Here is a 26,873-nt window from a genome sequence, read left to right as displayed (position 1 = left end):
CCGATCAGGGGGTGCTGGGCCAGGCGTTGACCGCCGGTAGGCCGAGCCGGGAGAGCACCGCGGCGACGACCTCGCGGCGCCGCGGCGTGAGGAAGAAGTGGTCGCCGGCGAACGTGGACACCGTGGTGTGGCCGGTGGTCACGGCCGCCCAGCCGGCACCGTCCGCGGCGCTGCATTCCGGGTCGGCATCGCCGACGAGCACCATGATCGGGCATTCCAGCGGTGGTGCGGGCCGCGCGACGTAGGTCTCTGACAGCCGATAATCGTTGCGGACCACGTTCAGCACGGCACGGCGCAGGTCCGGGTCCGCGAGCACCTCCGATGGAGTCCCGCCCAGGCGCCGCAGCTCTGCGATGAGCACGTCGTCGTCCCCGCGATGCACCTCGCCCCGGCGCGGCTCCGTCGGCGACTGCCGTGCGCAGGGAACCAGGAGATCCGGACCCGGTCGCCCTCGGCGCCGTAGCTCCTGTGCCACCTCGTAGGCGACGGCTGCTCCCAGGCTGTGGCCGAGCAGCACGTATGGCTGGCGAAGGCCTTGAGACATCAGTTCGTCGGTGAGCAGCCGAACCAGGTCCGGCATCCGGTCGATCAGCGGTTCGCCGAACCGGGACTCCCGTCCCGGGTACTGCAAGACGTGCAACGCGACGTTCGGTGGCATGACCGCACGCCACGGGCGGAAGGCGCTCGCGCTTCCACCGGCGTGCGGGAAGCAGATCAAGCGATGCATCGATTTCCATTTCTGGGCAGCACTGAATTGCCCTTCGGGCCTCTTGGGAATGGTGCGTAATTCATTTTTCAGCGGTAGACTGGAGCCTCCAGTAAGGGAGGTTGATAGTTTCATGGAAAAGGCCAGGACATTTCCGATGCCCCGCGCCTGCCCTTTCTCGGCACCGACGGAATACGCCGATCTGCGCACCGAGGGGGCAGCTTCCCGCGTGGTGCTGCCGACCGGCAGGCACGCCTGGGTGGTCACCGGATACTCCGACGTTCGCGCGCTGCTGGCCGACCGGCGGGTCAGTGCGGACGTGCGGCACCCCAATTTCCCCGCGTTGACCGAGGGTGAGCAGGAGGTGGGCGCCCGAATCCGGCCGTTCATCCGGATGGATCCGCCGGAGCACACCGCCCACCGCAGGATGCTGTTGCCGGAGATGACCGTCCGCAAGGCTCGCGCGATGCGGCGGGCGGTGCAGCGCATCGCCGACGAGCGGGTGGACGAGTTGCTGCGGCACGGCCCGCCGGTCGACCTGTTGCCCCAGTATGCTCACACCGTCTCCAGCACGGTGATGTGCGAGATGATCGGGGTGCGCCGGGCCGATCCGTTCTTCCGCCGCATCACCGGAGCGCTGGGATCTCAGCAGATCGGTGGCGGCGCCAGTGACGCCAGCAGCGCGACCGAGGGCCTCGATGCATTGTTCGAGGTCTTCGACGACCTGGTCACCGAACGAGAACGCGACCTCGGTGACGACCTGCTCAGCCAGCTCATCGCCGATCAGCTGCACACTGGAGCGGTGACTCGCGACGATCTGCTCGCCACTGTGGCGATCACCGTCGTGGCCGGGCGGGAGACGACCACCAACATGATCGGTCTCAGTGTGCTGGCGTTGCTCGACGACGACCGGAGGCTGTGGAAGCAGCTCGACGCCAATCCCACCCTGATGCCGGCCGCTGTCGAGGAATTGCTGCGCGCCCTGTCGGTCGGTGACTCCATCGCGTTGCGGACCGTGACCGAGGACATCACGATCGGTGACGTCGTGATCCCGGCCGGCGACGGGGTGATACCGCTTCTGGCCGGCGCCAATCACGACCCGGCGGTGTTTCCCGAGCCGTCGGTCATCGATTTTCAACGCGAGGGCCGTACCCACATCGGCTTTGGATATGGCGTTCATCAGTGCGTAGGACAGAACCTCGCCCGGGTCGAGTTGCAGATCGCATTGGGCACGCTGATCGACCGCGTTCCCGGTATGCGCCTGGACACAGCGTTGTCCGACATCGCTTTCAAACACGACGGAATCGCCTACGGCCCGGTCCGGGTTCCGGTTACGTGGTGAGCGGGACACGCAGCACCGCGGCGTAGGGCAGGCCGTCGAGTGGCTCGCAGGTGAGGCCGGCCTCGGCCGCGACCTGCTCGACGGTCAAGGTGTGCCACAGGTACGAGTCACGGACCTCCCGCTGCATTTCGCCGTCCCGGAGAACTCGCCAGGCCGTGTCCAGCCGCATCCGGCCGGGGCCGGCCGGCTCGCCCGACATCCACCACTCGTACCGCTGCGCCCCGAGTATCCGGGTGGCCAGCCGCACCGGGGGCATGGTCACCGGCGTCGTGAGACCCATGAGCTCCACCACGATCGGTGCGCCGGGCGCCAGCCTCCTGCCCAGCGACAGCAGCAGCTCGCGCCGGGCGTCGGCGTCCAGGTGACCGAGCACGCCGCACAGCACCGCCGCCGACAGCCGGGGCGGTAGCGGCAACTCCTCGGCGCTCGCCGCGACCACCGTCACCCGTTCACGCAGAGCGGGAATGCCGTCGACGCGGCTGGTCAGCACGGCGCGCATAGCCGGGTCCGGCTCGCTCGCCAGAACGGTGGCCGCCGGAAAGGCACGCGCCACCGCCTCGGTGACCAACCCCGTGCCGGCTCCGATGTCGAGGATCGGGCCGTCGGCCGGGTCGATCGCGGCCAGGGCCGCGACCACCGCCGGCCCGCTGCGCCCGGCGTGGTCGCGGGCGGCCAGGTCGAAGAACTCCGCTGACGCGGTGTAGCCGGACGCCGCCGGCTCCGGATTGCCCAGCCGATCGGCGGTCAGCGGCACGGGCCTCGGTGGGCTGATCAGCTCGGGCGGCCCGAGCAGGGCGGCGAGGTCACGCCACCAGCCCGCCATGGCCAGGTCCGGTTGCCCGCCGCGCAGCGGGTCCGTGCCGGCCTCTACGGCCGCCGCGAACTCGGTGAGCGCCGACCCGATCGCGTCGGGCCACAGATGGTCGAATGCCTGCAGGTACGTCGGCTGCCGGGTCGCCCCGAGCACCGACGTGGTAGGCAGGTCCAGCGCCGGGTCGGTCACCACGAGTCGGCCGTGGGCGTCGCGCGGCGCGTGCAGGCGGGGACTCCACAACACCGGGCCGTGCGTATCGGCCAGGGTCAGCACCCCTCCGTCGCTGCCGAGCGAGATGCGGTGCCAGAACAAGGCGTGGTTGTCTCGATCGGCAGGGTCGAGCTGGTTCTGCACCCGCAGCGTGAGCGGAACCCCGGCCAGCTCACCATGCAGGGTGCGCAGCGGCGCCGAGTCTGACACCGGTGAGAACCTGCGGGGGCGGGCCGCGCCCAGCGCCCGTACGAGGATGTCGGCCAAGGGCTGCAGCACATGAACCGCCGAGGCGGCGTCGGCGAACAGCAGGCCGCGCTGCTCCCGCAACCGGGCGGCGGCACTCAGGAAGGTGCGCACGGCGGGCAGGTGCCGGTAGTGGGTGTTGACACGGTACTGCACCCCGCCGGCCCGCGCCGCTCGCAGGCAGGCCGCGATCTCGTCGGGATGCGCCGGGTGCTCCTGCAACACGTGTACGCCCCGGGCAAGGAGAGCCCGCGCGAGGTCGGTTCCCGGGCCTCCGCTCACCGCGCCCGGCACGACCACACATGCCACCTGGATGTTCTCCGGAAGCCGGTCGACAGCGGTGTACGACGGCACGCCCAGGGAACGCGCGTACTCCTTGGAGTACGCGCTCCCGGTGGACAGCACTCCGGCGAGTTCGAAGCCGGGGTGCTCGCGGATCGCCCGGATGTAGAACCGTCCGAAGTTCGTGCCGCACACGATGGTCCGCAGCCGCGTCACAGGACGCCCTCGTCGACATCGTCGAGGACGGCGATCTCTGCGGCACCGGTCCGGTTGATCTCCTCGACCGCCCAGCCGGGATCGAGGACGTCTCCGCCGAAGTGCAGTCCTGCGGGGAGCGCGCCGTCCATGACGGCCCGGACCGCCAGCACACCGACCGCGGCAGTGAGCCGGTAACTGGAATCGGCCGAGACGACGGCCGTGTGCCCACTGCCCGGCCCGCCGAGAGTGAACCTCATGCGGTAGTAGGGATCCCGTCCGGCCAGATCCACGTCACCCGCAGTGACGATCCGCTGGACCAGGTCGTCGCGTCCCTCGGCGGCCAGCAAGGGCAGCCGCGCGAACAGGGCCCGGACCCGCGGCCCGGGATACACATTGAAGAAGTCGAGTTCGTCGAGCCTCAGCATGACCGCCAGCCGCTCGGACTCGGCGGTCAGGATGGGCTGCAGCATCGCCCGGTCGGGGAAGTCGGGCAGCTCCTCGTCCTCCACGGTGCGCAGCGCCCGCAGCGCCCTCCGGCCGTTGCGCCATGCCGCCAGTGGCATGCCGAACGGTTCGCCGTGCGCCCCGCCCACGGACAGCGACAGCAGGATCTCCTCGGCCACCGTCGGGGTGCATTTCTCCAGTCCGCCGGCGTGACACACCAGACGGTCGCCGTCCGGCCACCGGGCCGCCAGCCATCGCGGGACCAGAGCCGACAATCCCGGCAGAGCGCCCGCCGAAAGCACCACCGTCGCGTCCCCGCGGACGGCCCCGGCCGCGGCCAGTCTCTCGTGTACCGGGTCGTCACCGCCCACGTCCACGTAGTGCGCGCCGGCGGCCAGGGCTGACAGCGCCATCCGCTCCTGCAGCGCGTACGTCGGCCCCGCGCAGTTGATCAACACGGTCAGCCCGGCACAGAATTCCTTCAGCGATCCGGCGTCGGTCACGTCGACCGTACGCACCTCACCATCGGCAGCGGACAACGACGAGGTACGCCGGGCGCCCAGACGCAGTGGGCCGGTGCCGCTGTTCCGCAACGCCCGCACCGCCTCCCGCCCCACCGCACCGGACGCACCCAGTACGCCGATCATGCGCGGTCCAGCCCGTCCACGAGCTGGGTCAGGTGGCCGAAGACCGTCGAGACGTGCGCGCCGGTCATGCAGGTGAAGTGCTGGCCGGGAATGTCGCGGCTGGACAGGTCACCCAGGCACAGTTTGGCCCAGTGCTCGGTGATGGTCGTCGCGCTGCCCGGGAACGGGTACGCGCCGTTGTGCCGCAGGAATGTGATGTCCCCGGCGTAGGGCTCGGTCCTGTGCCTGCTCAGCGCGAAGATGCTCTGCTGGTAGGTACGCAGGGTACGCAGCAGGCCCTCCGGCTCGTACGAGCCGGCCAGGTCCGGCGGCAACGCCTCGACCATCCGCGCCACCCGGCGCATGCGCGGCATGCTCTCCAGAGCCGCGAAGGCGGCGGCCACGTCAGCGAACTCCCCCTCCAGGTCGGCCAGGGAACCGTTGGCGATGGCGCCCGGTGAGGCAGCGAGCACCGCTCCGGCAGCCGCGCCGACCCGCTCGTCGTCGGTGGGAAACCCGATGGTCGCCAGGTCCATGCCCATCATCAGCGCGAAGCTGTACTCCGACAGCAGGTCGTCGTCGATGCGGAAGCTGGGGCTGTGACTGGAGATGACGGTCAGGCTGCGCACCGTGGCGCCCGACTCGGCCAGGCCGCGGGCCACCTCGGTGGCGATGATGCCACCGACGCAGTAGCCGACCACGTCGAACTCCCGCGCACCGGTGTCGAGCAGTGCCGTGGCGTACTGGGCGGCGAGCCGGTCGACGAGGCCGTCCGGGTCGGCGTTGAGGAACTCGTCCAGGGCCGGGATCTCCAGTCCCAGCAGCCCGTTGCGGCCGCCGGCACGGCGGATCTCGGTGATCAACGGCCGGTACGGCAGCAGGGTTCCGGTGCCGGCGTGGACCAGCACGGTCACCGGTCCGGACAGATCATCGATCAGCCGGACCACTGGGGACACCGTGTCCTGGCTGCCTGCCGTTCCGCTGGCCGCGTTGTCGCGCAGGTAGGCGGCCAGCCCTGCGACGGTCGGCGTGCGCAGCAGGTGGCGCAGCACGATCTCCCACTCGAGATCCCAGTCGCCGGGCAGGCCGTCGAGTCCCTCCCGTAGCTGCCCGACGAGACGGGCGACCAGTAGTGAATCGCCGCCCAGCGCGAACAGGTCGTCGTTACGGCCTACCCGCTCGATACCGAGTAGTTCCTGCCACAGCTGGGCGAGGCGGATCTCCAGCTCGTCCACCGGCTGTTCGTCCGCCTGTGGTGCGGCGCCGTCCGGGGCCAGCCAGGACAGCAGTGCGGCGCGGTCGATCTTGCCGTTGGCGGTCGTCGGCAGGGCGTCGACCACCTGCCACACCGCGGGCACCATGTACTCCGGCAGGCGTGCCGCGGCGTGGCGGGTGAGAGCGGCGAGGTCGACCGGCGACCGATCGGCCTTGAGGCGTACGGCGAACAGGCGCTGCCCGGCGCGGGCCAGCGGGCTTCCGTCTGCCGGCAGCTCGGCGACGACCTCACCACCCACGCCGTGCAACGCGTCGGTCCACTGACGAGGTTCGAGGAACGACTTGCCTGCGGCTGCGCGGGCGTCGGTGAACGGCCCGGCGTGCTCGGCCAGGAACTCGGTGGAGATTCGCACCGCCGGTGAGGCGTCGTCGGTGTTCTCCAGAATCAGCATCCATCCGCCCGGAGCCACCAGTTCCCGGAGCCGGGTCAGGGCCGCGTCGACGTCGGCGCTGTTGTTGAGCACCGAGGCGCAGATGACGACGTCCGCGGAGCCCGGCTGGAATCCCTGCTGACGCAATTCCCCGTCGAGGTCGAGAGTCGCGAACCGAGCGTCGTCACCGATGAGGTCTCGCGAGGCCGCCAGTCGCAGGGGTGAACTGTCGGTGCACAGATAGTCGACGTCGTGTCCGGCGAGCGCGGGCAGCAGATCGGCCGCCGCGCCACCGCTGCGGACACCGACCTCCACGATGCGCAGGGTTCCGGAGTGCGCGTCCGCCAGCGCCCGGACGGTGTCGGCCAAGGTGCCGTGGAGCACCCGGGAGACCGCGTTGCCGCGGTACGCGTCCTCGTGTGCCTCAGGCGACAGCAGAGCACCGACCTCGATCTCGGCGCGCAGCATCGGCAGAAGCTGCTCGGAGCAGGCGCGTACCGCGGCGAACAGGTCCTGGCTCCAGCCGCACTCCTTCTCCAGGGCTTCGGCCCGGTCCCACGCGGCGGCGAGATCACCGTCGGACGGTGCCGGACCGTCCGGAACGGACGCGACCCAGCGGTGCACCAGACGGCGGTGCCGATCGTGCACGCCGAGTTCGTCGCAGAGCTGGTCGGTGGAGCCGGTCCGGCCGGCCACGATCCGGGCCACCGACATCAGCGCGGCCCGGTGGAAGGCGTCGTAGAAGGCCACGAGGCGCTCGGTGTCACCCTCGGGCACCGTCAGCCGCAGCGCCGCCGTGACTGCCGCCGGCACCGGAGGGGGCGTGATCCGGGCCGGTTCGACGAAGGCGGCCAGCCGACGGAGCGCTGCCTGCGCGGCCGCGCCGGACTCGCCCTCGACCACGACCGCGCTCGCACCGACCGCCGGCACGGCGTCGAGGACCGCCTGGATCTCTCCGAGTTCGATGCGGTAACCACGGATCTTCACCTGGTGGTCGGCCCGACCGAGGAACTCGATGATCCCGTCCGGCCGGTACCGGCCCAGGTCACCGGTGCGGTAGAGCCGCCGTCCGTCCGGGTGCGTCACAAACCGCTCGGCGGTGCGCTGCGGATCACCGAGATACCCGTCGGCGAGTCCGAGACCACCGATGTACAGCTCGCCGACGACGTGGTCCGGGCAGGGGCGCATCGCGGAGTCCAGAACATCGAACGTCTGGTTGAGCAGCGGGGTGCCGTAGGGGATGCTCGCCCACCCGGGATTCACCGCACCGATCGGGAAGTGGATGGACCAGATCGACGCCTCGGTGGCGCCGCCCAGGGAGTGGACCTCCAGTCCGGGCAGAAGCGCCCGGATCTGGTCGGGCAGTTGCAACGGAATCCAGTCGCCGGACAGCATCGCCAGTCGCAGGCTCGGCAACCGATCCGGGGTGGTGCTCAGGTAGTCATGGAGCATCTGCAGCTGGCTGGGCACGGAATTCCAGAGCGTGACGCCCTCGGCGGCCACCGTCTCGGCCCACGCGGACGGATCGCCGCGCCGGGCCGGATCGGGCAGTACGACAGTGCCACCGGCAGCGAGCACACCGAAGATGTCGTACACGGACAGGTCGAATCCGAGCTGTGCCAGCGCGAGGATCCGGTCGCCGGACCCGACGGTGAAACGCTGGTTGATGTCGGCGACGGTGTTCAGCGCGGCACGATGGCTGATCATCACGCCCTTCGGCGTGCCGGTGGATCCGGAGGTGTAGATGACGTACGCCAGATCGGCCGGATCGGTGACCGGGGTGGGGATCGGGGCACCGGTCGGCGGCAGGGTGTCCACCGCGATCGGCTGGACTCCGGCAGGCAGCTCCAGTTCGGCGGTGAGCCAGCTCTGTGTCAGCGTGACACGGACCGCCGCGTCACTCAGGATCGCCTGCCGCCGCAGCGGTGGCTGGGTCAGATCCACCGGCAGGTACGCCCCGCCCGCGAGCAGGACACCGAGCACTCCGGCGACCTGTTCCCAGCCTTTCGCCATGGTCACCGCGACGAGTTCGCCGGAGCCGATGCCGTGTGCGTCAAGTGCCTGGGCCACGACCGCGGCGCGGTCCAGCAGTTCCCGGTAGGTCAACGACGCGTCGCCCGAGCGGACGGCGACCGCGTCCGGTGTTCGCGCTGCCGTGGCCACCACGGCGTCGGTGAGCAGCCCTGCCGGTGCCGGCGCCTCGGTCGCGTTGACCTTCGCACGCACCCGCGCGGTGCGCGCCGGCAGCCGGACCGTGGCCGGCGCCGTCCAGGTCTCCTCATCGGCGAGCGTTCTGACCAGGACGACGAACGCCTCGAACATGTCGCCGGCGGTGTCACCCGCGAGGACCCCGTCGCGCACGTCCCAGCTCAGTGACAGCCCGCCGGCACGTTCCATCACCTGGCAGTCCAGCCACACCTGCGGTGTGCGGCTGACGGCGTGCCGGACGGCAGCGCGGGTCTGCCGGGTGGTCGCCGAACCCAGAGTGCTGGTGAACACCACGGGCATCAGCACGGTCTCCGACTCGCTGCGCCGGGTCAGCTCGGCTAGCACGTCGCTGCCGGAGAACAACGGGTGCGCGAGGTCCTCCAGGAGGGTGCCGTTGATCTCGCGGACCCGGTCGGCGAACGGGCGAGACGTGGTCAGATCGACCTCCAGCAGCTCCACCGCGGTGAAGTCGCCGACGAGACGGCCGACGTCCGGATGCAGCGGCAGCCGGTCGAACACCGGCACATTAAGCAGGAACCGGGGGTTACGGCTCCACCGGCCGACCACCTCGGCGTACGCCGCGAGAACGGCCGACGACACCGACACTCCGTGTGCGGCCGCCCGGTTCTGGATGGCCGCCCAAGTCTGCGGGTCGATCGCCGCCGCCAGGTGCGCGAAGGTGGCCGGTCCGTACGGGTCGCCGGTGATCGGCAGGTCAGGCGCTCCGGGCAGGGCGTCGATGCGGCCCAGCCAGTAGTCACGGTCGCGGGCGTACGCGGGGGTCTGCCGCTGTCCGCGCCGCGCCAGGACGTAGTCACGGAAGGTCGCATCGAGGGCCGGCAGTTGCTCACCGTGGTACAGGTCCTCCACCTCGGCCAACACCCGCTGCAGGCTCGCGTAGTCGACGACGAGCAGGTCGACGGACAGGTGCAGGAGCAGTTCGGTGTCGGTGACGGTGACGTGTACCTCGTGCAGCGGCCAGCGGTCGGTGACCGCGACGTGCCCACTTAGTTCGCGACGCACCCTCTCGATGGCGGCACCGACCAGGGCGCTGTCCTGCCCGCGTAGGTCCGCGACGGGGATGTGCGGCGTGGTGGGATCGGCGAGGACCTGCTGATACCCGTCGCGGTGCACGATCGCGCGCAGCATGTCGTGGCGTTGCACGACGGCGTGCCATGCGGCGACGAGCCGTCCGGCGTCGGTGCCGGCCGGGAACGCCAACTCCACGTAGGTCTGGCACGGCACGTTGCCGTACGGGTACGCACCGGTGCGCCCCACCAGGTAGGCGCCCTGGATGTCGGTCAGCGGGAACGGATCGTGCCGGTTCTCCGGGTCCGGCGTCAGCACGGACCTGTTCCGCTGGTCGCGCAGCGCGGCGAGAACTGCTTCCTTGTTGGCGCGCAACAGTGCTTTGCGTTCGTCGGTCAGCGCGCCCTGCACGGCACGGAAACGCAGTTGACCGTCTTCTTCCCAGAGCCGGATGCCCTTCGCGGCGAAGTCGGCGATGAGAGTGCTGGCGTTCATATGGTCCCGGTCTCCAGAGGGGTCTCGGTGCGGGCGGTTGCGATGTGGGCGGCCAGGGCGGCCGTCGTCGGGGCGGAGAGGAACAGACGGACCGGGATGTCGACGGCGAAGGCCTCGTTGACTGCCGCCACCAGGCGCAGGGCGAGCAGGCTGTCGCCGCCAGCGGTGAAGAAGTTGGCGGTACGGTCGGTGACCGGCTCACCGACCTGGTCGGCCCAGAGCCGGGCGACCTCGGTCTCGATCGGCCCGTCCGGTGGGCGTACCGGCTCGGCGTCGCCGTCGGCCCGTGCGCTCAGCGCGGCCCGGTCGACCTTGCCGTTCGGGGTCAGTGGCAGCGCGTCTATCCGGACGATGCGGTGCGGGACGGCGTGCGCCGGCAGACGGTCGGCGAGATGTGCGGCGAGGCCGTCCAGCGGATCGTCGGCGACGACGAACGCGTGCAGCCGGCGTGTGCCCCGTCCGCCGGGAGCCAGCACCACCACGTCGGACACCGCGTCGTACGCGCGGAAGGCCGCTTCGATCTCGCCCAGTTCGACCCGGTGGCCACCGATCTTGACCTGGTGGTCGGCTCGGCCGAGGAACTCGAGCGTGCCGTCGCTCCAGTAGCGACCCCGGTCCCCGGTGCGGTACCAGCGGGTGCCGTCCGCCATGACGAACCGTTGTGCGGTGCGCTCCGGGTCGCCGTGGTAGCCGGCCGCCACCCCGGCTCCGCCGATCCACAACTCGCCGGGTGCCAGGTCGGGGCAGTCCTGTCCGAAGTCGTCGACCACGCGGTAGCGCTGGTTGGTCAGCGGCAGCCCGTACGGTATGGACGTCCAGTGCGCCGGCACCTGCTCGACCTCGCAAGCGTTGGACCAGATGGACGCCTCGGTGGCGCCGCCCAGCGCGGTGAACCGGCAGCCGGGCACCCGGTCGCGCAGCCGACCCGGCAGGTCGAGACCGACCCAGTCACCGGACACCAGCACGGCCCGAAGCCCGCTGATCCCCTTGTCCGGGGCATCCGGCTGCTCGGCCGCGGTGAGCAGCATGTCCAGCAGGACCGGCGCCGAGTTCCACAGCGTGACGGGATGCTCAGCGGCCAGGTCGAGCCAGGCGGCCGGATCCCGGCGGTCGGCGTCAGCCGGCAGCACCAGCGCTCCACCGGCGCCGAGCAGTCCGAAGATGTCGTACACGGACAGGTCGAAGTCGAGCGCGGAGACCGCGAGCACCCGGTCGCCCGGCCCGACCCGCCAGCGGGAGTTCACGTCAGCAACAGTGTTGAGCGCGGCCTCGTGGGTGATCGCCACCGCCTTGGGCTCACCGGTCGACCCCGACGTGAAGATCAGGTAGGCGAGTTCGCCGGATGCCCGCTCGACGGGCCGCGGCAGTGGGGTGTGTGCCCGCGCGGCGGTGACATCGACGTCGTCGCCTATCACCGCGCGCAGGCCGGCGACGTGGTGCATCCGTGCCCGGCGCAGCGCCGGCTGATCGACGCCGATCGGCACGTAGATCCCACCGGCGGCGAGTACGCCGAGCACAGCCGAGATCTGGTCGGGACCTTTGGGCAGGGTCACCCCGACGGTGTCACCGGGCCGCACGCCACGGTCGGCCAGTGCCGCGGCGATGCGCAGGGCCGCGTCGGCCAACTCGCCTCGGGAGAGGCGACCGCCGCGCCACAGCAGCGCCTCAGCCTCCGGTTCCCGCGCGGCCAGCGCGAAGAAGCGATCGTGCAGCAGGCCTGCCGGGAGGACGCCGGCGGTGCTGTTGACGGCGCGGCGCACCGCGGCCTGGCTCTCGGGCAGCACCGGCGGCGGTGGAGCGGTCCAGTCCGCGTCGGCCAGCCGGTCCACCAGCGAGGTGTAGGCGCCGAACATGGCGTCGAGAACCCCGGGAGCGAAGAGTTCCTCGACCGCGTCCCAGGAGATCTGAAGGCGGCCGTCCGCTTCGATGACCTGGTTGTCGAGCAACACCTGGGGTGACTGGGACACTCCCCGCACCTGCTCGCCGAAGGCCGGGGACAGCAGGGTACCGGCGTCGCCACCGACACCGATCGCGCTGGTGAAGACGACCGGGACGCCCGCGCCGACCGATCCGGTACGCCGGGCCAGCTCCCGCATCAGCCAGCCCGCCGTGACCGCTCGGTGGTCCAGGTCCTCGCCCATCGTGCGCTGGAGCCGCTCGGCCAGGTCCACAAAGGAGTCACCGTCCGCACGGCGGTGCCCGATCAGCGACAGTGAGGTGAAGTCGCCGATGACCCGGTCGATGTGCGGGTGCAGGGGCAGCCGGTTGAACAGGGTGAGGGTGACGGCGACGGCGGGCTGGCCGCTCCAGGCCCGCAGGATCTCGGTGTAGCAGGCCAGCAGAACGGTGGACGGGGTGACGCCGTGCCGGCGGGCGGCCTCGCGGACAGCCCGCCAGCGCTCACCGTCGAGCACATGCCGGCGGCGGGTGAACCGGGGCCGCAGCAACGTGGCCGGGTCGTCCGCGAGTGGGAGCGCCGGTGCGGGCGGCAGTTCGTCGAGCCGCCGGGACCAGTGGCTCCGCGACTGGTCCACGGCCTCCGGGCTGGGCTCGGCGGCCGGTACGTAGTCGCGGAACGACACGTCGATCGCGGGCAACCGCGTGCCCGGCTCGGTGTAGAGGGCGTCCAGCTCCCGGTAGAGAAGCATGATGGACAGGGCGTCGAACACGACGTAGTCGAGCCCGACCGCGATCCGGGTCCGCCGACGTCCGCCGGCCTGATAACGCACCGCCCGCACGTCGAACAACGGCCACCGGGTCACGTCGAGCCGCTGGTGCGACATGTCCTCGTACAGCCGTGCCAACTCGTCCGCGCCGTCGCCGGCGGCGTCCACCACGGTCACGGTGAACTCGGGCACGGACGGCAGGATCCGTTGCCGGCCGTCGTCGTCGAAGACCGCCCGCAGCATCTCGTGCCGGGCGATGAGAGTGCGCCAGGCGTTCTGGAAGCGCGCGAGGTCGACGTCGGCGCCGTCGAACTCGGTGTAGTGGTAGGTGCCGACGCCGCCCAGGGCCAGCCGGTCGTTGCGACCGATCAGGTAGGCGGTCTGCACGTCGGTGGCGGGGAACGGCTCGTACCGGTGCTCGAGGTCGGCGACCAGCCGACCGTCCTCGGCGGCGTCCTCGCCGGTCAGCGTGGCGACGAAGTCCCGCAGTACCGGAGCGGTGAACAGGGCCACGACCCGCGCGCCACCGATGCCCCGCTCCCGGAGCCGGCTCACCAGCCGAGTCGCCAGCAGAGAGTCACCGCCGAGAGCGAAGAAGGAGTCGTCGCGGCCGATCCTCTCGGTGCCCAGCAACTCGGCCCACACCTCGGCGACCAGACGTTCCCTGCCGTCCCGCGGCGGGTCGGCCGGTGCGGGCGCGGCCACCGTCGAGGCGAATGCGGCAGCCACCGCGGCCCGGTCGAGTTTGCCGTTGGCGGTCAGTGGCATGTCGTCGGCGATGATCAGGTGCTCGGGCACCATGTAGACCGCGAGCCGGTCGGCCAGCCATTGCCTGAGCGCCGCCGGCTCCAGCACGGTGCCGCCGGTCGCCACATAGAGGCCCAGTTGCCGGGTGGCGCCGGTGACCACGGTCGCCACGGCGTGCGTGACCACGGGATGGGTGTCGGCGGTGGCTTCGACCTCGCCGAGCTCGATGCGATGGCCGCGGATCTTCACCTGGTGGTCCGCGCGGCCGAGGAACTCGAGCAGGCCGTCGCCATGGAATCGGGCCCGGTCGCCGGTGCGGTACCAGCGCCGGCCGTCGTACTCGACGAACTTCTCCGCGGTACGCTCCGGGTCGTTCCGGTAGCCGTGCGCGACACCGGGGCCGCTGACCCACAGTTCGCCGGGAACGAAGTCGGGCCGGTCGCGCGACCGGTCGTCGGCCACCCGCAGGCGCATGTTGCGCAGCGGCACGCCGTACGGAATCGAGCGCCACGCCGGGTCGACGTCACCGACCTCGAAGACCGTGGAGTGGATGGCCGCCTCGGTCATGCCGCCCAGCGCGGCGAACCGGGCACCGGGAACGAGCGCCCGCAGCCGGGCGGGCTGGTCCAGGCCCACCCAGTCGCCGCCCAGCATCACCAGGCGCAGGCTAGGCGGCAGGCCCGCATCGGACGCCGCGGTCAACAGCATGTCGAGCAATGCCGGTACGCAGCTGACCACGGTGACCCGGTGGGCACGGATCAACTCGGCCCAGCGGTGCGCGTCACGGCGAGCCGCTTCATCCACGACGACGACCGAACCACCGGTTCCCAGCAGCGCGAACATGTCGTATGCCGAGAGGTCGAAGTCCAAGGAGGACAACGCGATCGTACGGTCGTCGCGCCCGACGTCGAACACGCCGGCGACAGCGTCGAGAGTGTTGACGACGGCGCGGTGCGGAACCTCCACTCCCTTGGGCTCGCCGGTCGACCCGGAGGTGAAGATGATGTACGCGCATGTCTCCGGGTCGACGCCGGTGATCTCGGCGGGCGTTTCCCCGCCGGCCCGGCGGACGTCCACCAGAGGCGGACCGCCGTCCAGGGGCCGGTGGGCGCTGTTGGTCAGCACGGCGGAGACAGCGGCGAGACTGTACAGCCGCTGCTGCCGGGCGGGGGGATGGTCGACGCCCACGGGTACATAGGTGGCGCCGGTCGCGAGTACGCCGAGCACCGCCACGATCTGGGCGTTGCCTTTGGGCAGAGTGACGGCGACGGTGTCGCCCGGTGTCACTCCGTGGCGGCGCAGCAGGGTGCTCACGCGGCGGGCGGCGGTGGCGAGTTGCCCGTACGTCATGTCGCCGTCATGTCCGCCGACCAGCGCGATGCGGTCGGGTTCCCGCTCGGCCCACGCGAAGAAGCGGGTGTGCAGGGTGTCGGCGGGTACGTCGTCGCCGGTGTCGTTGATGCGTTCCCGCATCGCGAGTTGCGTGGCCGGGACGAGTTGCCCGACCGGTTTCGTCCAGGCGTCCGGGTGACGGAGCAGGTCGTCGATCAGTGTCGTGTACGCCGTGAAGGCGGCCTCCACCACGCCGGGTTCGAACGCGTCGCGCCGGACGTCCCAGTTGAGCAGCAGGCCGCCGTCGAGTTCGGTCACCTGGGCGTCGAGCCAGACCTGCGGGCCTTGCGAGATGATCCAGACCGGTTTGCCGAAGCGGCTCTGAACCCGTTCGTCATAGATCTCGCCCAGCCCGAGCGCGCTGGTGTAGACGACGGGGGCGAGCACCGGGCTGCCGTCACCGAGTCGCGACAGGTCTCGCAACACCTCGACACCGGGGTAGGCGCCGTGGGCGATCGCCTGGCGCAGCGCGCCCTGCAGCCGGTGCGCCTGCTCGGCGAAGGGCAGCGCCTCGGTGAGGTCGGCGTCGAGCAGGACGGAGCTGCTGAAGTCGCCGACCAGACCCGCCGCACCGGGAATGCCGAGGTCGCGGTCGAACAGTGGCAGGTTGAGCAGAAAGCGTTGCTGTCCGCTCCAGACGGCGAGCACTTCGGCGAACACCGTGGCCAGCACGGCGGCGGGGGTGAGCGAGTGTTGCCGGGCCAGTTCGCTCAGCCGGGCACGTCCCGCGGGCGAGATGCTGTGGTGCCACCGTGTGGTGCGGTGGTACGCCGGGGTCGCGGATTCCGCCTGCAGTGCCGCGATCCTGGTGGGAAGCTCGGGTGCCCGGCTCATCTCCGGCAGTCGTCGGTGCCACCAGTCCCGAGCCGCCGCGCGCTCGCCGGCGCGCTGGGCAGTGCGACGTGCCAGGTATCCGGCGTAGCTGCCGACGATGGCCGGCAGCGCGGTGTCCGGTGAGTCGTAGAAGTGGCGGAGTTCGTTCATGAGCACCCGCAGGCTCGCCGCGTCTGCCGCGATCATGTCCAGGTCGATGTGCAGGCGGGTGGCACCGCCGGGCAGCAGGGACAGCTCGACGACGAGGACCTCACCGTCCTCGACCCGCATCCGCCGGTGGGTGCCGGTGTCACGCAGCCGGTCGAGCCGGATCCGCAGTTCGTCGTCGCCGAGAGTGCGCAGATCGTGCACGGCGAGGTCGGCGGTGATCTCGGAAGCCGGCCGGATGCGTTGGGTTCCGTCGTCGAGGATGAGCGTGCGCAGCATGGCGTGGCGCCGCCGCAGCAGGGTGAGAGCGGTACGCAACCGGTCGGGCTCCACCGCGTGGCCGTCGAACTCGACGTAGAAGTGCGCCCCGACGCCGCCCAGCGGCTGGCCGTCCTGGCGTCCGATCCAGTAGGCGTGCTGCATCAGACCGAGTGGGAAGCGTTCGTCGTCGACCGGCGGGGCGGACGACGGCTCAGTGGCCGACAGTGTGGTCGCTCCGGTGCTGAGCAGACGGTGCCAGGCGTCGATGGTCGGTGTCTCGGCGAGGGTGTCGAACCCGACCTCCAATCCGAGCCTGCGCCAGGCGGACGCGAGTTTGATCAATCGGAGGGAGTCCAGTCCGAGTTCGAAGAGGTCGTCGTCGAAGGCGATCTCCTCCGCGGGAAGGCCCAGTTCCGCTGCCGTGGCGGCACGGATGTCGGCCTCGGTCAGGGAGGTCGTTCGGAGTTGTGGTGCCTGCGGCACGATCCGGTTCACCCTTCCGTCGTTGCAAATGAACATCATTCTCGACTAGCGTCACTGTAAGGGTCGCGACGGTAGTTTCGCCACCCTCGGGCGGCGCTGAGGAGGATCGATGTCACAGGTGACTGTGGACTGGCCGGGCTGGCCTGCGGAAATCGCCGAGAGTTACCGGGCAGCGGGATGGTGGCGCGGCGAGACGTTCGGCCATCAGCTGTCCGGATGGGCGGAACACTTCGGCCCCCGCACCGCCCTGATCGACGGCGAAGACCGCATGACGTACGCCGAACTGGACGCGACCGCACACCGGCTCTCCCGCGCCCTGCACAAGCTCGGACTGCGCCGTGGCGACCGGGTCGTCGTCCAGTTGCCGAACCGGGCCGAGTTCGTGGTCCTGTGGTTCGCCCTCGTTCGCCTCGGCGTCGTCCCGGTGCACGCCATGCCCGGGCATCGGCGCTCCGAGGTGGGCCACCTGATAGCCCAGTCGCACGCCGTCGCGTACGTCGGCCCGGATCGGCATGCCCGCTTCGACCACCGGCAGCTCGCTGCCGAGTTGCAAGCGACGTTTCCGCACCTCGCGTACGTGGTCATCGACGGTGAAACTGGAGGCTGGGACGGTTTCCGGTCACTGCGTGAGCTGCTGCAGACGGAGGCGGCTCCCATCGACCACCCCGACCCTCCCACCGCCTCGGACATGGCCTTGCTGCTGCTCTCGGGCGGCACGACGGGGACACCCAAGCTCATCCCGCGTACGCACGACGACTACGCCTGCAACGCCCGGCTGGCCGCGGAGATCTGCGAGCTCGGGCCGGGCAGTGTCTATCTGGCGGTGCTGCCGATGCCGTTCAACTTCACCATGAGCTGCCCGGGGATTCTCGGAGTACTGCAGGCCGGCGGGACCGTCGTGGTCGCACGCGATCCCAGCCCCACCACGGCGTTCCGGCTGATCGAGCGGGAGCGGGTCACGATCACCGCACTCAACCCGCCGCTGGTGCCTCTGTGGCTGCAGGAGCGGACGGAGTCGGCAGCGGATCTGTCCAGCCTGGAACTGCTCCAGGTGGGCGCCGCACGGTTGAGCGACGACCTCGCCCGCCGCATCCGCCCCGAGCTGGGCTGCCGGCTGCAGCAGGTCTTCGGCATGGCGGAAGGACTGCTCAATCTCACCCGCTCCGAGGACAGCGAGGAACTCGTCTGCACGACGCAGGGACGGCCGATCTGCCCCGACGACGAGGTGCTGGTGGTGGACGAGGCCGGCGCCGAGGTGCCGGCCGGAGAGGTAGGCGAACTGCTGACCCGGGGGCCGTACACGATCCGGGGCTATTACCGGGCCGAGGAGGTGAACCGCACCGGCTTCACCCCGGACGGCTACTACCGCACCGGCGATCAGGTGCGCCGCCTGCCGTCCGGGCACCTGAGTGTCGTCGGCCGGATCAAGGACCAGATCAACCGGGGCGGCGAGAAGATCGACGCGACCGAGGTGGAAGGACACCTCGCCGCCTACCCGGGGGTGCTGGCCGCCGCGCTGGTCGGCGCACCCGATCGTGACCTGGGTGAACGACCGGTCGCCTTTCTCGTCTGCGCCGGGGAGCCTCCCACGGTTCGCGCGATCGGCGCTTTCCTCCGCGATCGGGGGGTCGCGGCGTACAAGCACCCCGACCGGATCGGCGCCGTTCCGGCGACGCCTCTCACCGCGGTCGGAAAGATCGACAAAAGGGCACTCGTAGGTCTACTCTGATCGATCCTTGTTGAGAATGACAACGATTTCCGTCTAGGCTGCCGACAACACCGGCGCCGGTCCGGACTTGCCGAGGAGCAGACCGATGCGGGTCACCGCGAATGCCGACATCTGCGTTGGTGCGGGGCAGTGCGTGCTCGCCGCACCGACGGTCTTCGACCAGTCCGAAAAGGACGGCCGAGTCCAAGTGATCACTGCCGACGTCACCGACGAGCACGCCGAGGCCGTGCGGACCGCCGCCGACTGGTGCCCGTCCGGCGCTGTCGTACTGCTCTCCCGGTGATCCCGCCCGGGGAAAGTTCCCACACCCTGAGGAGCCCTTGCGTGTCCACACCCCCGACTGCCCCGAGCCGGCAGGTGCTGTTCGACGGCGACCGCTTCGTGGCGGCTGCCGCGCTCGCGGCCACCGCCTGGGAGCCGTACGTGGCATACGAATACCCCGAGGCGATGTGCTTCGCCGAGGGCGAGCAGGCGAGCATCACCGTGTCCGGCGGGATGACGACCCTGACCACAGACGAAGGACAGCGAACCTTCCCGGCGGGTTCCGGCCTGTTCGACGGTGTACGACAGGCGATCGAGGCACTACCGGGTGGCGCACGGCGTGTCTACGGCTGGGCCTCATTCGAGCTGATCGGCGAACCGGAAGCCGGCGAGGTCGTGCATCTGATGGTGCCGCGCCGAGAGATCCGGATCTACAACGGATGCGCCCTTCTGGCAGCGGAGACCGAGGTCGCACTGGACGAACTGAGCGATCGCCTGACGACGGCGGGCACCGCCACCGGGCAGGTCGTGCCACCGCGACGTGTCGAGGTCGAGCTGGCCGGGGAAGAAGCGGTGCTCTACCGCAAAGCGGTCACCGAGGCGATCGAGTCGATCCATGAGGGCGCCCTGGAGAAAGTGATCCTCTCGCGTGTCGTTGCCGTGCGGGACGAGATCGATCTTCCCGCAACCTATCTCGCGGGCCGCCGAGGCAACCGCCCCGCACGTTCCTTCCTCTTCGACCTGGGCGGCTGGGAGGCGGCGGGCTTCAGCCCGGAGATCGTCGCCCGGGTCACGGCGGACCGAACCGTCGTCACCCAGCCTCTGGCCGGCACCAGGGCGCTGGGCGGCAGCGCCGTCCACGACGCGGCCCGGCGCGAGGAGCTCTACCGCGACGCCAAAGAGGTGTTCGAGCACGCCATCTCCGTGCGTCTCGCCGCAACCGAGATGACCCGGGTCTGCACCCCGGGCACCGTCGGGGTCCGCGACTTCATGTCCGTCAAGGAACGCGGCAGCGTACAGCACCTGGCCTCCGAAGTCGTCGGCAGGCTGGCGGACGGCGTCTCCGCTTGGGACGCGTTGTCGGAGCTCTTTCCGGCCATCACCGCCTCCGGCGTCCCGAAGGCACCGGCCTGCGACCTGATCCGCACCGTCGAGCCCGAACGGGGCCTCTACAGCGGGGCGATCCTGACGGCCGACGCGGACGGCACCCTCGACGCGGCTCTTGTTCTGCGCAGTGTGTTCCGGCACGGCGGACGGACCTGGCTACGCGCCGGGGCCGGCATCGTCGCCCGGTCGAATCCGGAACGGGAGCTTGAGGAGACCCGGGAGAAGCTGCTCAGCGTGTCGCGATTCCTGGTCCCGGCCGGCGCGACGCCGGCAGAAGCCGCCTGAGGCTCTCGCCGGCCGCCCCGACCGGGCGCCCTGGTCCTGGAACCAGGGCGCCGACGTGCTCGACAACATCATCTTCCTGCGGCGGCAACCGTCCGGGGCCGACCCGAATCAGAAGCGCTGACCGGCGGAGATCAGTTTCCGGTAGAGCCCCGGGACGTCCTTCAACTCCTCATGCGTGCCGCGCTGGACCAGGCGCCCACGCTCGAGGACCAGGATCTGATCCGCGCCGGCGATCGTTTCCAGGTTGTGGGCGATGACCAGGACACTGCCCCGCTCCGCCAGCAGCCGGGCGGCGTCGAGCACCAGTCGGCTGTTCTCCGGGTCGAGGGCGGAGGTGGCTTCGTCGAGCAACGTCAGCCGGGCTCGTTTCAGCAGGGCCCGGGCGACGCAGACCCGTTGCCGCTGCCCCCCGGACAACCGGCTCCCGCCGGGGCCGACGGGATGGTCGAGGCCACCTGGAAGTGCAGCCACCATCGCTTCCAGGCCGGCGGCGCGGACGGCCTCGGTGACCTCCGCAGCGGTCGCGCCGGGCCGGGCGGTGCGAATGTTCTCCCCGATCGTCGTGTCCAGCAGGTAATCGTCCTGAAGAACAGTCGCCAGTTGCGCATAGAGCTGCTCGGCCGACATCGATCTCAGATCACGGCCGTCCAGTTCGACGCGCCCGACGGTGGGATCCCAGAACCGGGCCAGGAGCCGGGCGACAGTGGTCTTGCCGGAGCCGGACGGGCCGACGAGAGCGGTGAGACCGCGGTCCGGCAGCGTGAACGAGACATCGTCGAGCACGAGAGCACCGTCGTCATAGCGGAATCCCAGATCATGCACGGTGATCCCGGAACAATCGACGGGGTCCTGTCGCCCGGCGGGTCGTCCGGTCGTCAGCGGCTCGGCGTCGAGGACTTCGGCGATCCGATCAAGTGTGGCGCGCTGCAGGCGCAGCCCGGCGGCGAGCTCGGCACCGGTGGAGCCCACCGCGGTCAGCCGGGCAGCGACCACCAGAACACCGACCAGGACGTCGGCGGTGAGTGTCGCCTGGGCCAGCCACATGACGCCCAGGCCCGCGAGACAGGCGAAGAGCACGTTCATCGTGAAGCCGAACAGCAGCAGGCCGGGCAGCACCGTGCCGGCCGACCTTCGGGATGCAGCGGCGACCTCGTCGAGGGCACGGCTCAGGTCACCGGCGTCATCCGGGCGCTGGTCGGTGCGGATCACCGGCTGCCGGGTCGCGTACTCCATGATGCGGCTGGTCGCTTCGACCTCGACGGCATGCCGACGGGCGTCGACGGTGCGGGCGAGCCGGCCGCTGAACCGGCTGGTGTACCAGCCGATCGCGGTGGCGGCGAGGAGTGCGAGCGAGTAGCGCCAGTCGAGCAACGCGATGGTGAGGGCGGCGGCGAGCGGGGTCACCACGGCGGTGATCGTGGGGCGTAGCAGCAACGCGGGATAGGACATGATCTGCGGTACGCCGGTGGTGGCCAGGTCGACGACCTTCGCCTGCCGGATCGGTGTGAACCACCCGAGGGGCAGCCCGGCGAGATGGTCACCCATGCGGACGTGCAGGGCCCGCGCGGTCTCGCTGCCGACCCGGAAAGCGATCATCTGGGCGATCCACTGCACGACGAGGAACACCGCGACCGCGGCCAGGAGCGCGCTCAACCACGGCAGGATCCCCGTCGTGTCGGCGAGGAAGGCAGTGATCGTGGCGCCGGTGAGCCCGAGAGCGACACCGTGCAGGACCGCAGCGAGAGCCAGCCAGCAGGTCAGCAGGATCAGCTGGCGGGCCTCCCGGCGGGGCAGCAGCCGGTACAGCGTACGCAACATCAGTGACGTCCTTCGGCATGGGCGGTGCTGTCGCCGGTGAGGGCCTGGTAGGCCGGGCAGGTCATCGACAATTCAGCGGCGGTGCCGTCTCCGGCGAGCCGGCCGTCGGCGAGGACGAGGACCCGGTCGGCCCGGGCTGCGATGTCGAGCTGATGAGTGATCAGCAGAACGGACCGGTGCTCGGCCTGTGCCTCGAGCATGTCCAGCAGCACACTTCGGGAGGCCGCATCGACCGCGGAGAGCGCCTCGTCGAGCACCAGCAGACGGGGGGAACGCACCAGCGCGCGGGCCAGGCAGAGGCGCTGGATCTGCCCGCCGGACAGCTCGGTGTCGACGCCGAGTACGGTGTCGTAGCCGTGGGCAAGGGCGGTTATCTCGTCATGGATCGCGGCATCGCGGGCCGCGCCGGCCATTTCCTCGTCGGTGACTGCCCGCCCGCCGGTGAGGTTGTCCCGGACGCTCGCACGGCGCATCCCGGTGTCCTGGAACACGAAGGCGGTGTGGTCGTACAGAGCTTTCTCGGTGAGATCCGGTAGCGCGGTCCCGCCGATCAGAATCCGCCCCGAGGTGGGGTCGGCGAACCGCGCGAGCAGCGCGGCAAGGGTGCTCTTGCCGCTGCCGGAGGCCCCGACCACAGCGACCAGCCCGGTGGGAGGCAGGTCGAACGACACGTCGTCGAGGGCGAGCCGGTCGCCGTCGTAACGGTGGCTGATCCGCTCCAGCCGGACGGACCCCGCCGGCGCCGAGCCGCGCGTGCCGAACCGGAGCGCGGGCTGCTCGAGGAATTCCCGGATCGAGCTGAGCGCCGAAAGACCGGTGCGGATCGCCTGCAGACGCGGGCCGGCCACTGCGACCGGGGCGCTGATCGCCGGTCCGAGCAGCACACCCGCGACCATCGCCGACGGTGTCAACCACCCGGCGGTGACTCCGATCACGCCGAGGACGGTCAGACCTGTTGCGGTCAACCCCGGGGTGACGACGAGCCAGGACGCGGTCGTGACCACGGCGGTGCCGGACGACCACGCCCGGAAGAAGTCGTGGAAACCGGTCGCCGCGCTCAGGAAACGGGTTCGCGCACCGCCGGGCCCGCCGTAGACCTTCGCGACGGGTAGGCCCCGGACATAGTCGACGACGGCGGCGTTGATGCGCTGCTGCGCGACGGCGTACTCGGCGAACTGCGCACCCGACCCCCGCATCGCGCGTGCGTAGAACAGAACACCGGCCACCAGTGGTACCAGACTGCAGAGGGCGAGCCGCCAGTCGAAGGCGGCGAGGACGGCGAAACCGGCGATCGGGACCACCACGAGAGCCACTACATCGAGCAACGTATGCGCGACGAGATAGTGCAGAGCTCCGGTGTCGTCCTGCACGACCTTCTTGATGCGGGCGGCGCCCTGCCCCTGGACTGCCGGCACCGGCGCGTGACGGATCGTCTCGGCGAGCCGGCGCTGCAGGTGAAGGCTCAGGTCGGCGTCGGCTCGATGAGTGATCCAGGTGGCCGCTGCGGCGGCCAGGGCAGCGCCGACGGTACCGGCGACGGCCGTGACCACGATCGTAGTGCCCGGCAAGGCGTCGCCGGAGGCCCAGGCGCCGGCGAACCGGGCCAGCGCGAGCAGCGGGAGCAGCGCCGACACCCCGGCCAGCGCCTGGAGGACGGCGGCCGGCACGAGCCGGCCCAGCACGGGCCGGAGCAGTTCTGGCGAGGTCATCGCAGCTGTCCTTCGTGAATGGTCAGGACCCGGTCCGCTCGGGCCGCGACGCGATCGGAGTGGGTGACGAGCAGGATCGCGGTTCCGTCGCGCCGGAGGCCGTCGAGAGTCTTGAGAACGCGGGTCTCAGTGTCGTGGTCGAGAGACGCTGTTGACTCGTCGCAGACCACCACAGCGGGGGCCGCGGCGACCGCTCGGGCCAGCGCGGCGCGGTGGCGTTGACCACCGCTGAGCCGCTCGGGCGTCCGGTCGAGCAGCTCGGGTGCCAGCGCGAACCGGTCAGCGATCTCCTCGACCGACCAGGTTCCGCCGGACCGGCCCCGCCGGACCGCCGCGCCGAGCGAACGGGCGAGCGCACGGCGGACCGTCTCGCGCGGGTTGAGCGCCGTCCGGGCGTCCTGCCCGACATAGGCGAGGTACGGCTGTCCGGCCCGTACCCGCGCGGCCGCATCCCAGCTGACGGGCGCGCCGTGCACCAGCAGGCGCCCGGCGGCCGGCGGGGCCAGGCCGCAGAGCGCTCGCGCGAGCGATGTCTTTCCGCTGCCGGATGCTCCTCTGATGCCGACCATCTCGCCGGCGGCGACCTGTCCGGAGACGCTACGCAGCACGTACAACGGGCCGTGGCGAACGGTGACGTCCTCGAATGACAACGCCCCGGTGCCATCGCCGTTCGGGGACGGCCCGCCGGTCGGGGACGGTACGGGGACGGCGATTGCACGGCCGGAACCGGACAGCCGCCCGCGGTCCATCGACTGGGTCACATCGGCGACGCGATCGACGAGGGCGATGTCGTGGCTGATCAGCAGCACTGCGGGCTGCCACGTGAGCGTGGTGAACCGTTCACCGATCCGGTACGCGGTGTCCGCGTCCAGGCCGCTGGTGGGTTCGTCGAGGACGATCAGCTCCGGCCGGGTGACCAGCGTCCAGGCCAGCACCGCCCGCTGAGCCTGTCCACCGGACAGCTGCCCCGGATAGCGGCGTAACAGGGCCAGGTCGAGAGCGGCGTCGCGGGCGGCCTGTTCGACCCGTGTGCGCCGGGCGGCACGGTCCTCATGCGGCCGGGCGATGCGCGCCGCAGTGTCCAGTTGGGCCGCGAGCTGCCGGCGCGGATCGAGCGCGCTGTGCGGATCCTGCGGAAGGTACCCCGTTACCCGGCCGCGCAGGCGCCGCCGGACGGCGGGCTGAAAGGGATCGGCGCCCGTCACCTCGACTGTCCCAGCCGTGCGGCGCAGCCCGCGACCGAGGTGGCCGAGCAGGCACAGCGCAAGCGTGGTCTTGCCGGATCCGGAGGGTCCGACGAGGCCGGTGACCCTGCCGCGGACCAGCTCCAAGCCGACGGCGTCCAGCACCGCGCTGCCGTCCGCGGCGGTGACGGTGAGCCCACGGACTTCGGCGACGACGGTCATCGGGCCACTCCCACCATGTCGGGTCCGACCCGATCTCGTTCACCCAGGAGCGGTCCGGTGATGTGGTCGAGAAGGAAGGTGACCCCGACGGCGAGAACGACGAGCAGGGCCGCCGGGACCAGCACCGGCAGCGGGTTGACGGTGATGCCCGCGCTGTTCTCCTGAACCATGCGCCCCCAGTTGGCCGTCGGCGCGCTGGCTCCGAGGCCGAGGAAGCCCGCGGTCGCCGCCACTTGGACCGCCGCCACCAAGCGGATCCCGGCCTCGGCGAGCGCGGCCGGGGCGAGCGCGGGTAGGACGTCGTATCTGAGTCGAACCGTCAGTGCGTCACCCCTGGCCAGCGCCGATCGGGCATGGTCGGTGGCGACGATCGCGGTGGCGCGCTCCCTGATCACCCGGACCGAGAACGGCACGCTCACCAGGACACTCGCCGCCACGACCGCCGCCCCGCCTCCAGGCAGTCCTGCGGCGAGTACGAGGAGCAGCAGCATCGCCGGAAAGACGGCGAGGGCGTCGACACCCAGGACCGCGAACCGGGCAGCTGTGCGCCGTCGGGTCATCGAGACCCACAGGCCCACAGTCAGGCCGATCATGCTCCCCAGCACGGTCGCCACGGCGGCCTGCGTGATCAGCGCACGACCGCCGACGAGCACGCGGGCCAGGGTGTCCCGGCCCAGCACGTCCGTGCCGAGCAGGTGCACGCCGGATGACGTTTCGAACGGTCCGGCGACCGGAGTATCCGGGTCGACCGCTGACAGCCACGGACCGCAGACTGCGATGATCAGAACGAGCGACGACATCATCAGGACCGGCAGGCGTCGCAGAGTCATCAGGCAACCCCCGGTGGATGCGCCTGATGCCGTCCGAGCATCGCGGCGCACAGATCACCGGCCAGCAGGATCGTCAGTGTCGCGGCGCCGAGGGTCAGGCTGAGGCCCTGCACCAGTGGCACGTCCCGCTCCGCCACTGCCTGCGAGAGCTCGAAGCCGATCCCGGGTACGTTGAACAACGTCTCCACGACGATGCTCCCGCCGAGCAGGCCGGCGAGCACGATGGAGAGTCCGTGCAGGGCCGATGGGGCGGCATTCGCCACCACCATCCAGACGTAACGGACGCCTCGGACTCCGTTGAGCCGGGCGAACTCGGCGAAGCCGGTATCCGCCGTCTGTGCGACGGAGGCGCGCAGTAACCGCATGGCCGCGCCGAACCCGCCGAGGGCCAGCGCGATCGCCGGTAACGCCACGAGATCCGGGTGCTCCCAGAGTTCCTCTCCGGCAGGCACCAGCGCCACCGCCGGAAGCACCGGCCACCATGCGGTGAACACTACGAGGAGGGCCGTGGCCAGCAGGAAGTCCGACGAACCGACCAGGCCGAGCGTGATCGCGCTCAGTGCACGATCCCACCGGCCGCCGACCCGCAGGCCTGCGGCGGCGCCCAGACCAACGGCGAGAACCACGATCACCACCGCAGCCGGGAGCAGTACGGCAGCGCTCGTCGACAGCCGGTCACCGATGATCTCGCCGACGTCTCGGCCGGTGAGAAGCGATTCGCCGAGGTCACCTCGCATGGCCTGTCCGATCCATTCGAGGTAACGCTCGCCCGCCGGGCGGTCGAGTCCGAGGGAGACGCGGATCGCGGCCCTCTCGGCGTCCGTGGCGTTCGGGCCCGCCGACGTGCCCACCGCATCGCCGGGAAGCACCTCGGTCGCCCAGAAAACGACGGCGGAGAGAGCGATGAGGGTCGCCGCCGCGGCGGCGACCCTCATCGTCAGCCAACCGGCCA

Annotated in this window: 14 protein-coding genes; 4 read left to right on the top strand and 10 right to left on the bottom strand. The window is 70.8% G+C overall.

Annotated elements, in window-relative coordinates:
* Nucleotides 1–4: 4 nt before the first annotated feature.
* Nucleotides 5–973 carry a thioesterase II family protein gene (locus tag C569_RS0122810; protein ID WP_196806759.1) on the bottom strand — a complete coding sequence of 323 codons (969 nt, stop codon included), beginning with the start codon at nucleotides 971–973 and terminating at the stop codon, nucleotides 5–7.
* Between C569_RS0122810 and C569_RS0122805 the strand changes: the two genes are divergently transcribed.
* Nucleotides 936–2,048, top strand: coding sequence for a cytochrome P450 (locus C569_RS0122805; RefSeq protein WP_018788064.1), 1,113 nt, complete (start codon nucleotides 936–938; stop codon nucleotides 2,046–2,048). The two genes, C569_RS0122810 and C569_RS0122805, sit on opposite strands and share 38 nt — an antisense overlap.
* Here the strand turns inward: C569_RS0122805 and C569_RS30825 are convergent.
* The 4 genes from C569_RS30825 to C569_RS0122785 are packed head-to-tail and all read right to left on the bottom strand — an operon-like array spanning nucleotide 2,038 to nucleotide 16,788.
* The gene (locus C569_RS30825) at nucleotides 2,038–3,816 is read right to left on the bottom strand and encodes a Gfo/Idh/MocA family oxidoreductase (protein WP_018788063.1); all 1,779 of its coding nucleotides are present in this window, start codon (nucleotides 3,814–3,816) and stop codon (nucleotides 2,038–2,040) included. The two genes, C569_RS0122805 and C569_RS30825, sit on opposite strands and share 11 nt — an antisense overlap.
* Nucleotides 3,813–4,889: a saccharopine dehydrogenase NADP-binding domain-containing protein gene (locus C569_RS0122795; protein WP_018788062.1), complete on the bottom strand. Its 1,077-nt coding sequence runs from the start codon at nucleotides 4,887–4,889 to the stop codon at nucleotides 3,813–3,815. Before C569_RS0122795 ends, C569_RS30825 begins: the two co-directional genes overlap by 4 nt.
* The gene (locus C569_RS0122790; RefSeq protein ID WP_018788061.1) at nucleotides 4,886–10,246 is read right to left on the bottom strand and encodes a non-ribosomal peptide synthetase; all 5,361 of its coding nucleotides are present in this window, start codon (nucleotides 10,244–10,246) and stop codon (nucleotides 4,886–4,888) included. Before C569_RS0122790 ends, C569_RS0122795 begins: the two co-directional genes overlap by 4 nt.
* Entirely contained in the window at nucleotides 10,243–16,788 is a 6,546-nt protein-coding gene (locus C569_RS0122785) for a non-ribosomal peptide synthetase (protein ID WP_018788060.1), read from the bottom strand. Before C569_RS0122785 ends, C569_RS0122790 begins: the two co-directional genes overlap by 4 nt.
* A 97-nt stretch (nucleotides 16,789–16,885) precedes the next feature.
* Between C569_RS0122785 and C569_RS0122780 the strand changes: the two genes are divergently transcribed.
* The 3 genes from C569_RS0122780 (at nucleotide 16,886) to C569_RS0122770 (ending at nucleotide 20,158) form a co-directional block, all read left to right on the top strand.
* Nucleotides 16,886–18,505, top strand: a complete 1,620-nt coding sequence (locus C569_RS0122780) for a (2,3-dihydroxybenzoyl)adenylate synthase (protein WP_026268529.1) — start codon at nucleotides 16,886–16,888, stop codon at nucleotides 18,503–18,505.
* 85 nt (nucleotides 18,506–18,590) lie between these two features.
* Nucleotides 18,591–18,788 carry a ferredoxin gene (locus C569_RS0122775; protein WP_018788058.1) on the top strand — a complete coding sequence of 66 codons (198 nt, stop codon included), beginning with the start codon at nucleotides 18,591–18,593 and terminating at the stop codon, nucleotides 18,786–18,788.
* A gap of 74 nt (nucleotides 18,789–18,862) precedes the next feature.
* Nucleotides 18,863–20,158 (top strand): salicylate synthase, encoded by a 1,296-nt coding sequence (locus tag C569_RS0122770; RefSeq protein WP_018788057.1) that lies wholly within the window; start codon nucleotides 18,863–18,865, stop codon nucleotides 20,156–20,158.
* Nucleotides 20,159–20,266: 108 nt separating this feature from the next.
* Here C569_RS0122770 and C569_RS0122765 read toward each other — a convergent pair whose 3' ends face one another.
* The 5 genes from C569_RS0122765 to C569_RS0122745 are packed head-to-tail and all read right to left on the bottom strand — an operon-like array spanning nucleotide 20,267 to nucleotide 26,856.
* A complete protein-coding gene (locus C569_RS0122765; RefSeq protein ID WP_018788056.1) occupies nucleotides 20,267–21,976 on the bottom strand; it encodes an ABC transporter ATP-binding protein in 1,710 nt (569 codons plus the stop codon).
* Nucleotides 21,976–23,685, bottom strand: a complete 1,710-nt coding sequence (locus C569_RS30820; RefSeq protein WP_018788055.1) for an ABC transporter ATP-binding protein — start codon at nucleotides 23,683–23,685, stop codon at nucleotides 21,976–21,978. Before C569_RS30820 ends, C569_RS0122765 begins: the two co-directional genes overlap by 1 nt.
* Entirely contained in the window at nucleotides 23,682–25,091 is a 1,410-nt protein-coding gene (locus C569_RS30815; protein WP_018788054.1) for an ABC transporter ATP-binding protein, read from the bottom strand. The genes C569_RS30820 and C569_RS30815 overlap by 4 nt, the downstream gene beginning before the upstream one ends.
* The gene (locus tag C569_RS0122750; RefSeq protein WP_018788053.1) at nucleotides 25,088–25,921 is read right to left on the bottom strand and encodes an ABC transporter permease subunit; all 834 of its coding nucleotides are present in this window, start codon (nucleotides 25,919–25,921) and stop codon (nucleotides 25,088–25,090) included. The genes C569_RS30815 and C569_RS0122750 overlap by 4 nt, the downstream gene beginning before the upstream one ends.
* Nucleotides 25,921–26,856 carry an ABC transporter permease gene (locus tag C569_RS0122745; protein ID WP_036346633.1) on the bottom strand — a complete coding sequence of 312 codons (936 nt, stop codon included), beginning with the start codon at nucleotides 26,854–26,856 and terminating at the stop codon, nucleotides 25,921–25,923. The genes C569_RS0122750 and C569_RS0122745 overlap by 1 nt, the downstream gene beginning before the upstream one ends.
* Nucleotides 26,857–26,873 lie beyond the last annotated feature (17 nt).

It is taken from the genome of Micromonospora sp. CNB394 (genome assembly GCF_000374985.1).
In the GTDB taxonomy this organism is placed as follows: domain Bacteria; phylum Actinomycetota; class Actinomycetes; order Mycobacteriales; family Micromonosporaceae; genus Micromonospora; species Micromonospora marina.
This window is presented reverse-complemented; position numbering and strand designations above follow the sequence as displayed.

What these genes read in the sequence shown, in the direction of transcription:
- C569_RS0122795 (WP_018788062.1), bottom strand. Translation starts at nt 4,889, where the DNA reads ATGATCGGCGTACTGGGTGCGTCCGGTGCGGTGGGGCGGGAGGCGGTG.
- C569_RS0122790 (WP_018788061.1), bottom strand. Translation starts at nt 10,246, where the DNA reads ATGAACGCCAGCACTCTCATCGCCGACTTCGCCGCGAAGGGCATCCGG.
- C569_RS0122780 (WP_026268529.1), top strand. Translation starts at nt 16,886, where the DNA reads ATGTCACAGGTGACTGTGGACTGGCCGGGCTGGCCTGCGGAAATCGCC.
- C569_RS0122775 (WP_018788058.1), top strand. Translation starts at nt 18,591, where the DNA reads ATGCGGGTCACCGCGAATGCCGACATCTGCGTTGGTGCGGGGCAGTGC.
- C569_RS0122765 (WP_018788056.1), bottom strand. Translation starts at nt 21,976, where the DNA reads ATGTTGCGTACGCTGTACCGGCTGCTGCCCCGCCGGGAGGCCCGCCAG.
- C569_RS30820 (WP_018788055.1), bottom strand. Translation starts at nt 23,685, where the DNA reads ATGACCTCGCCAGAACTGCTCCGGCCCGTGCTGGGCCGGCTCGTGCCG.
- C569_RS30815 (WP_018788054.1), bottom strand. Translation starts at nt 25,091, where the DNA reads ATGACCGTCGTCGCCGAAGTCCGTGGGCTCACCGTCACCGCCGCGGAC.
- C569_RS0122750 (WP_018788053.1), bottom strand. Translation starts at nt 25,921, where the DNA reads ATGACTCTGCGACGCCTGCCGGTCCTGATGATGTCGTCGCTCGTTCTG.
- C569_RS0122745 (WP_036346633.1), bottom strand. Translation starts at nt 26,856, where the DNA reads ATGAGGGTCGCCGCCGCGGCGGCGACCCTCATCGCTCTCTCCGCCGTC.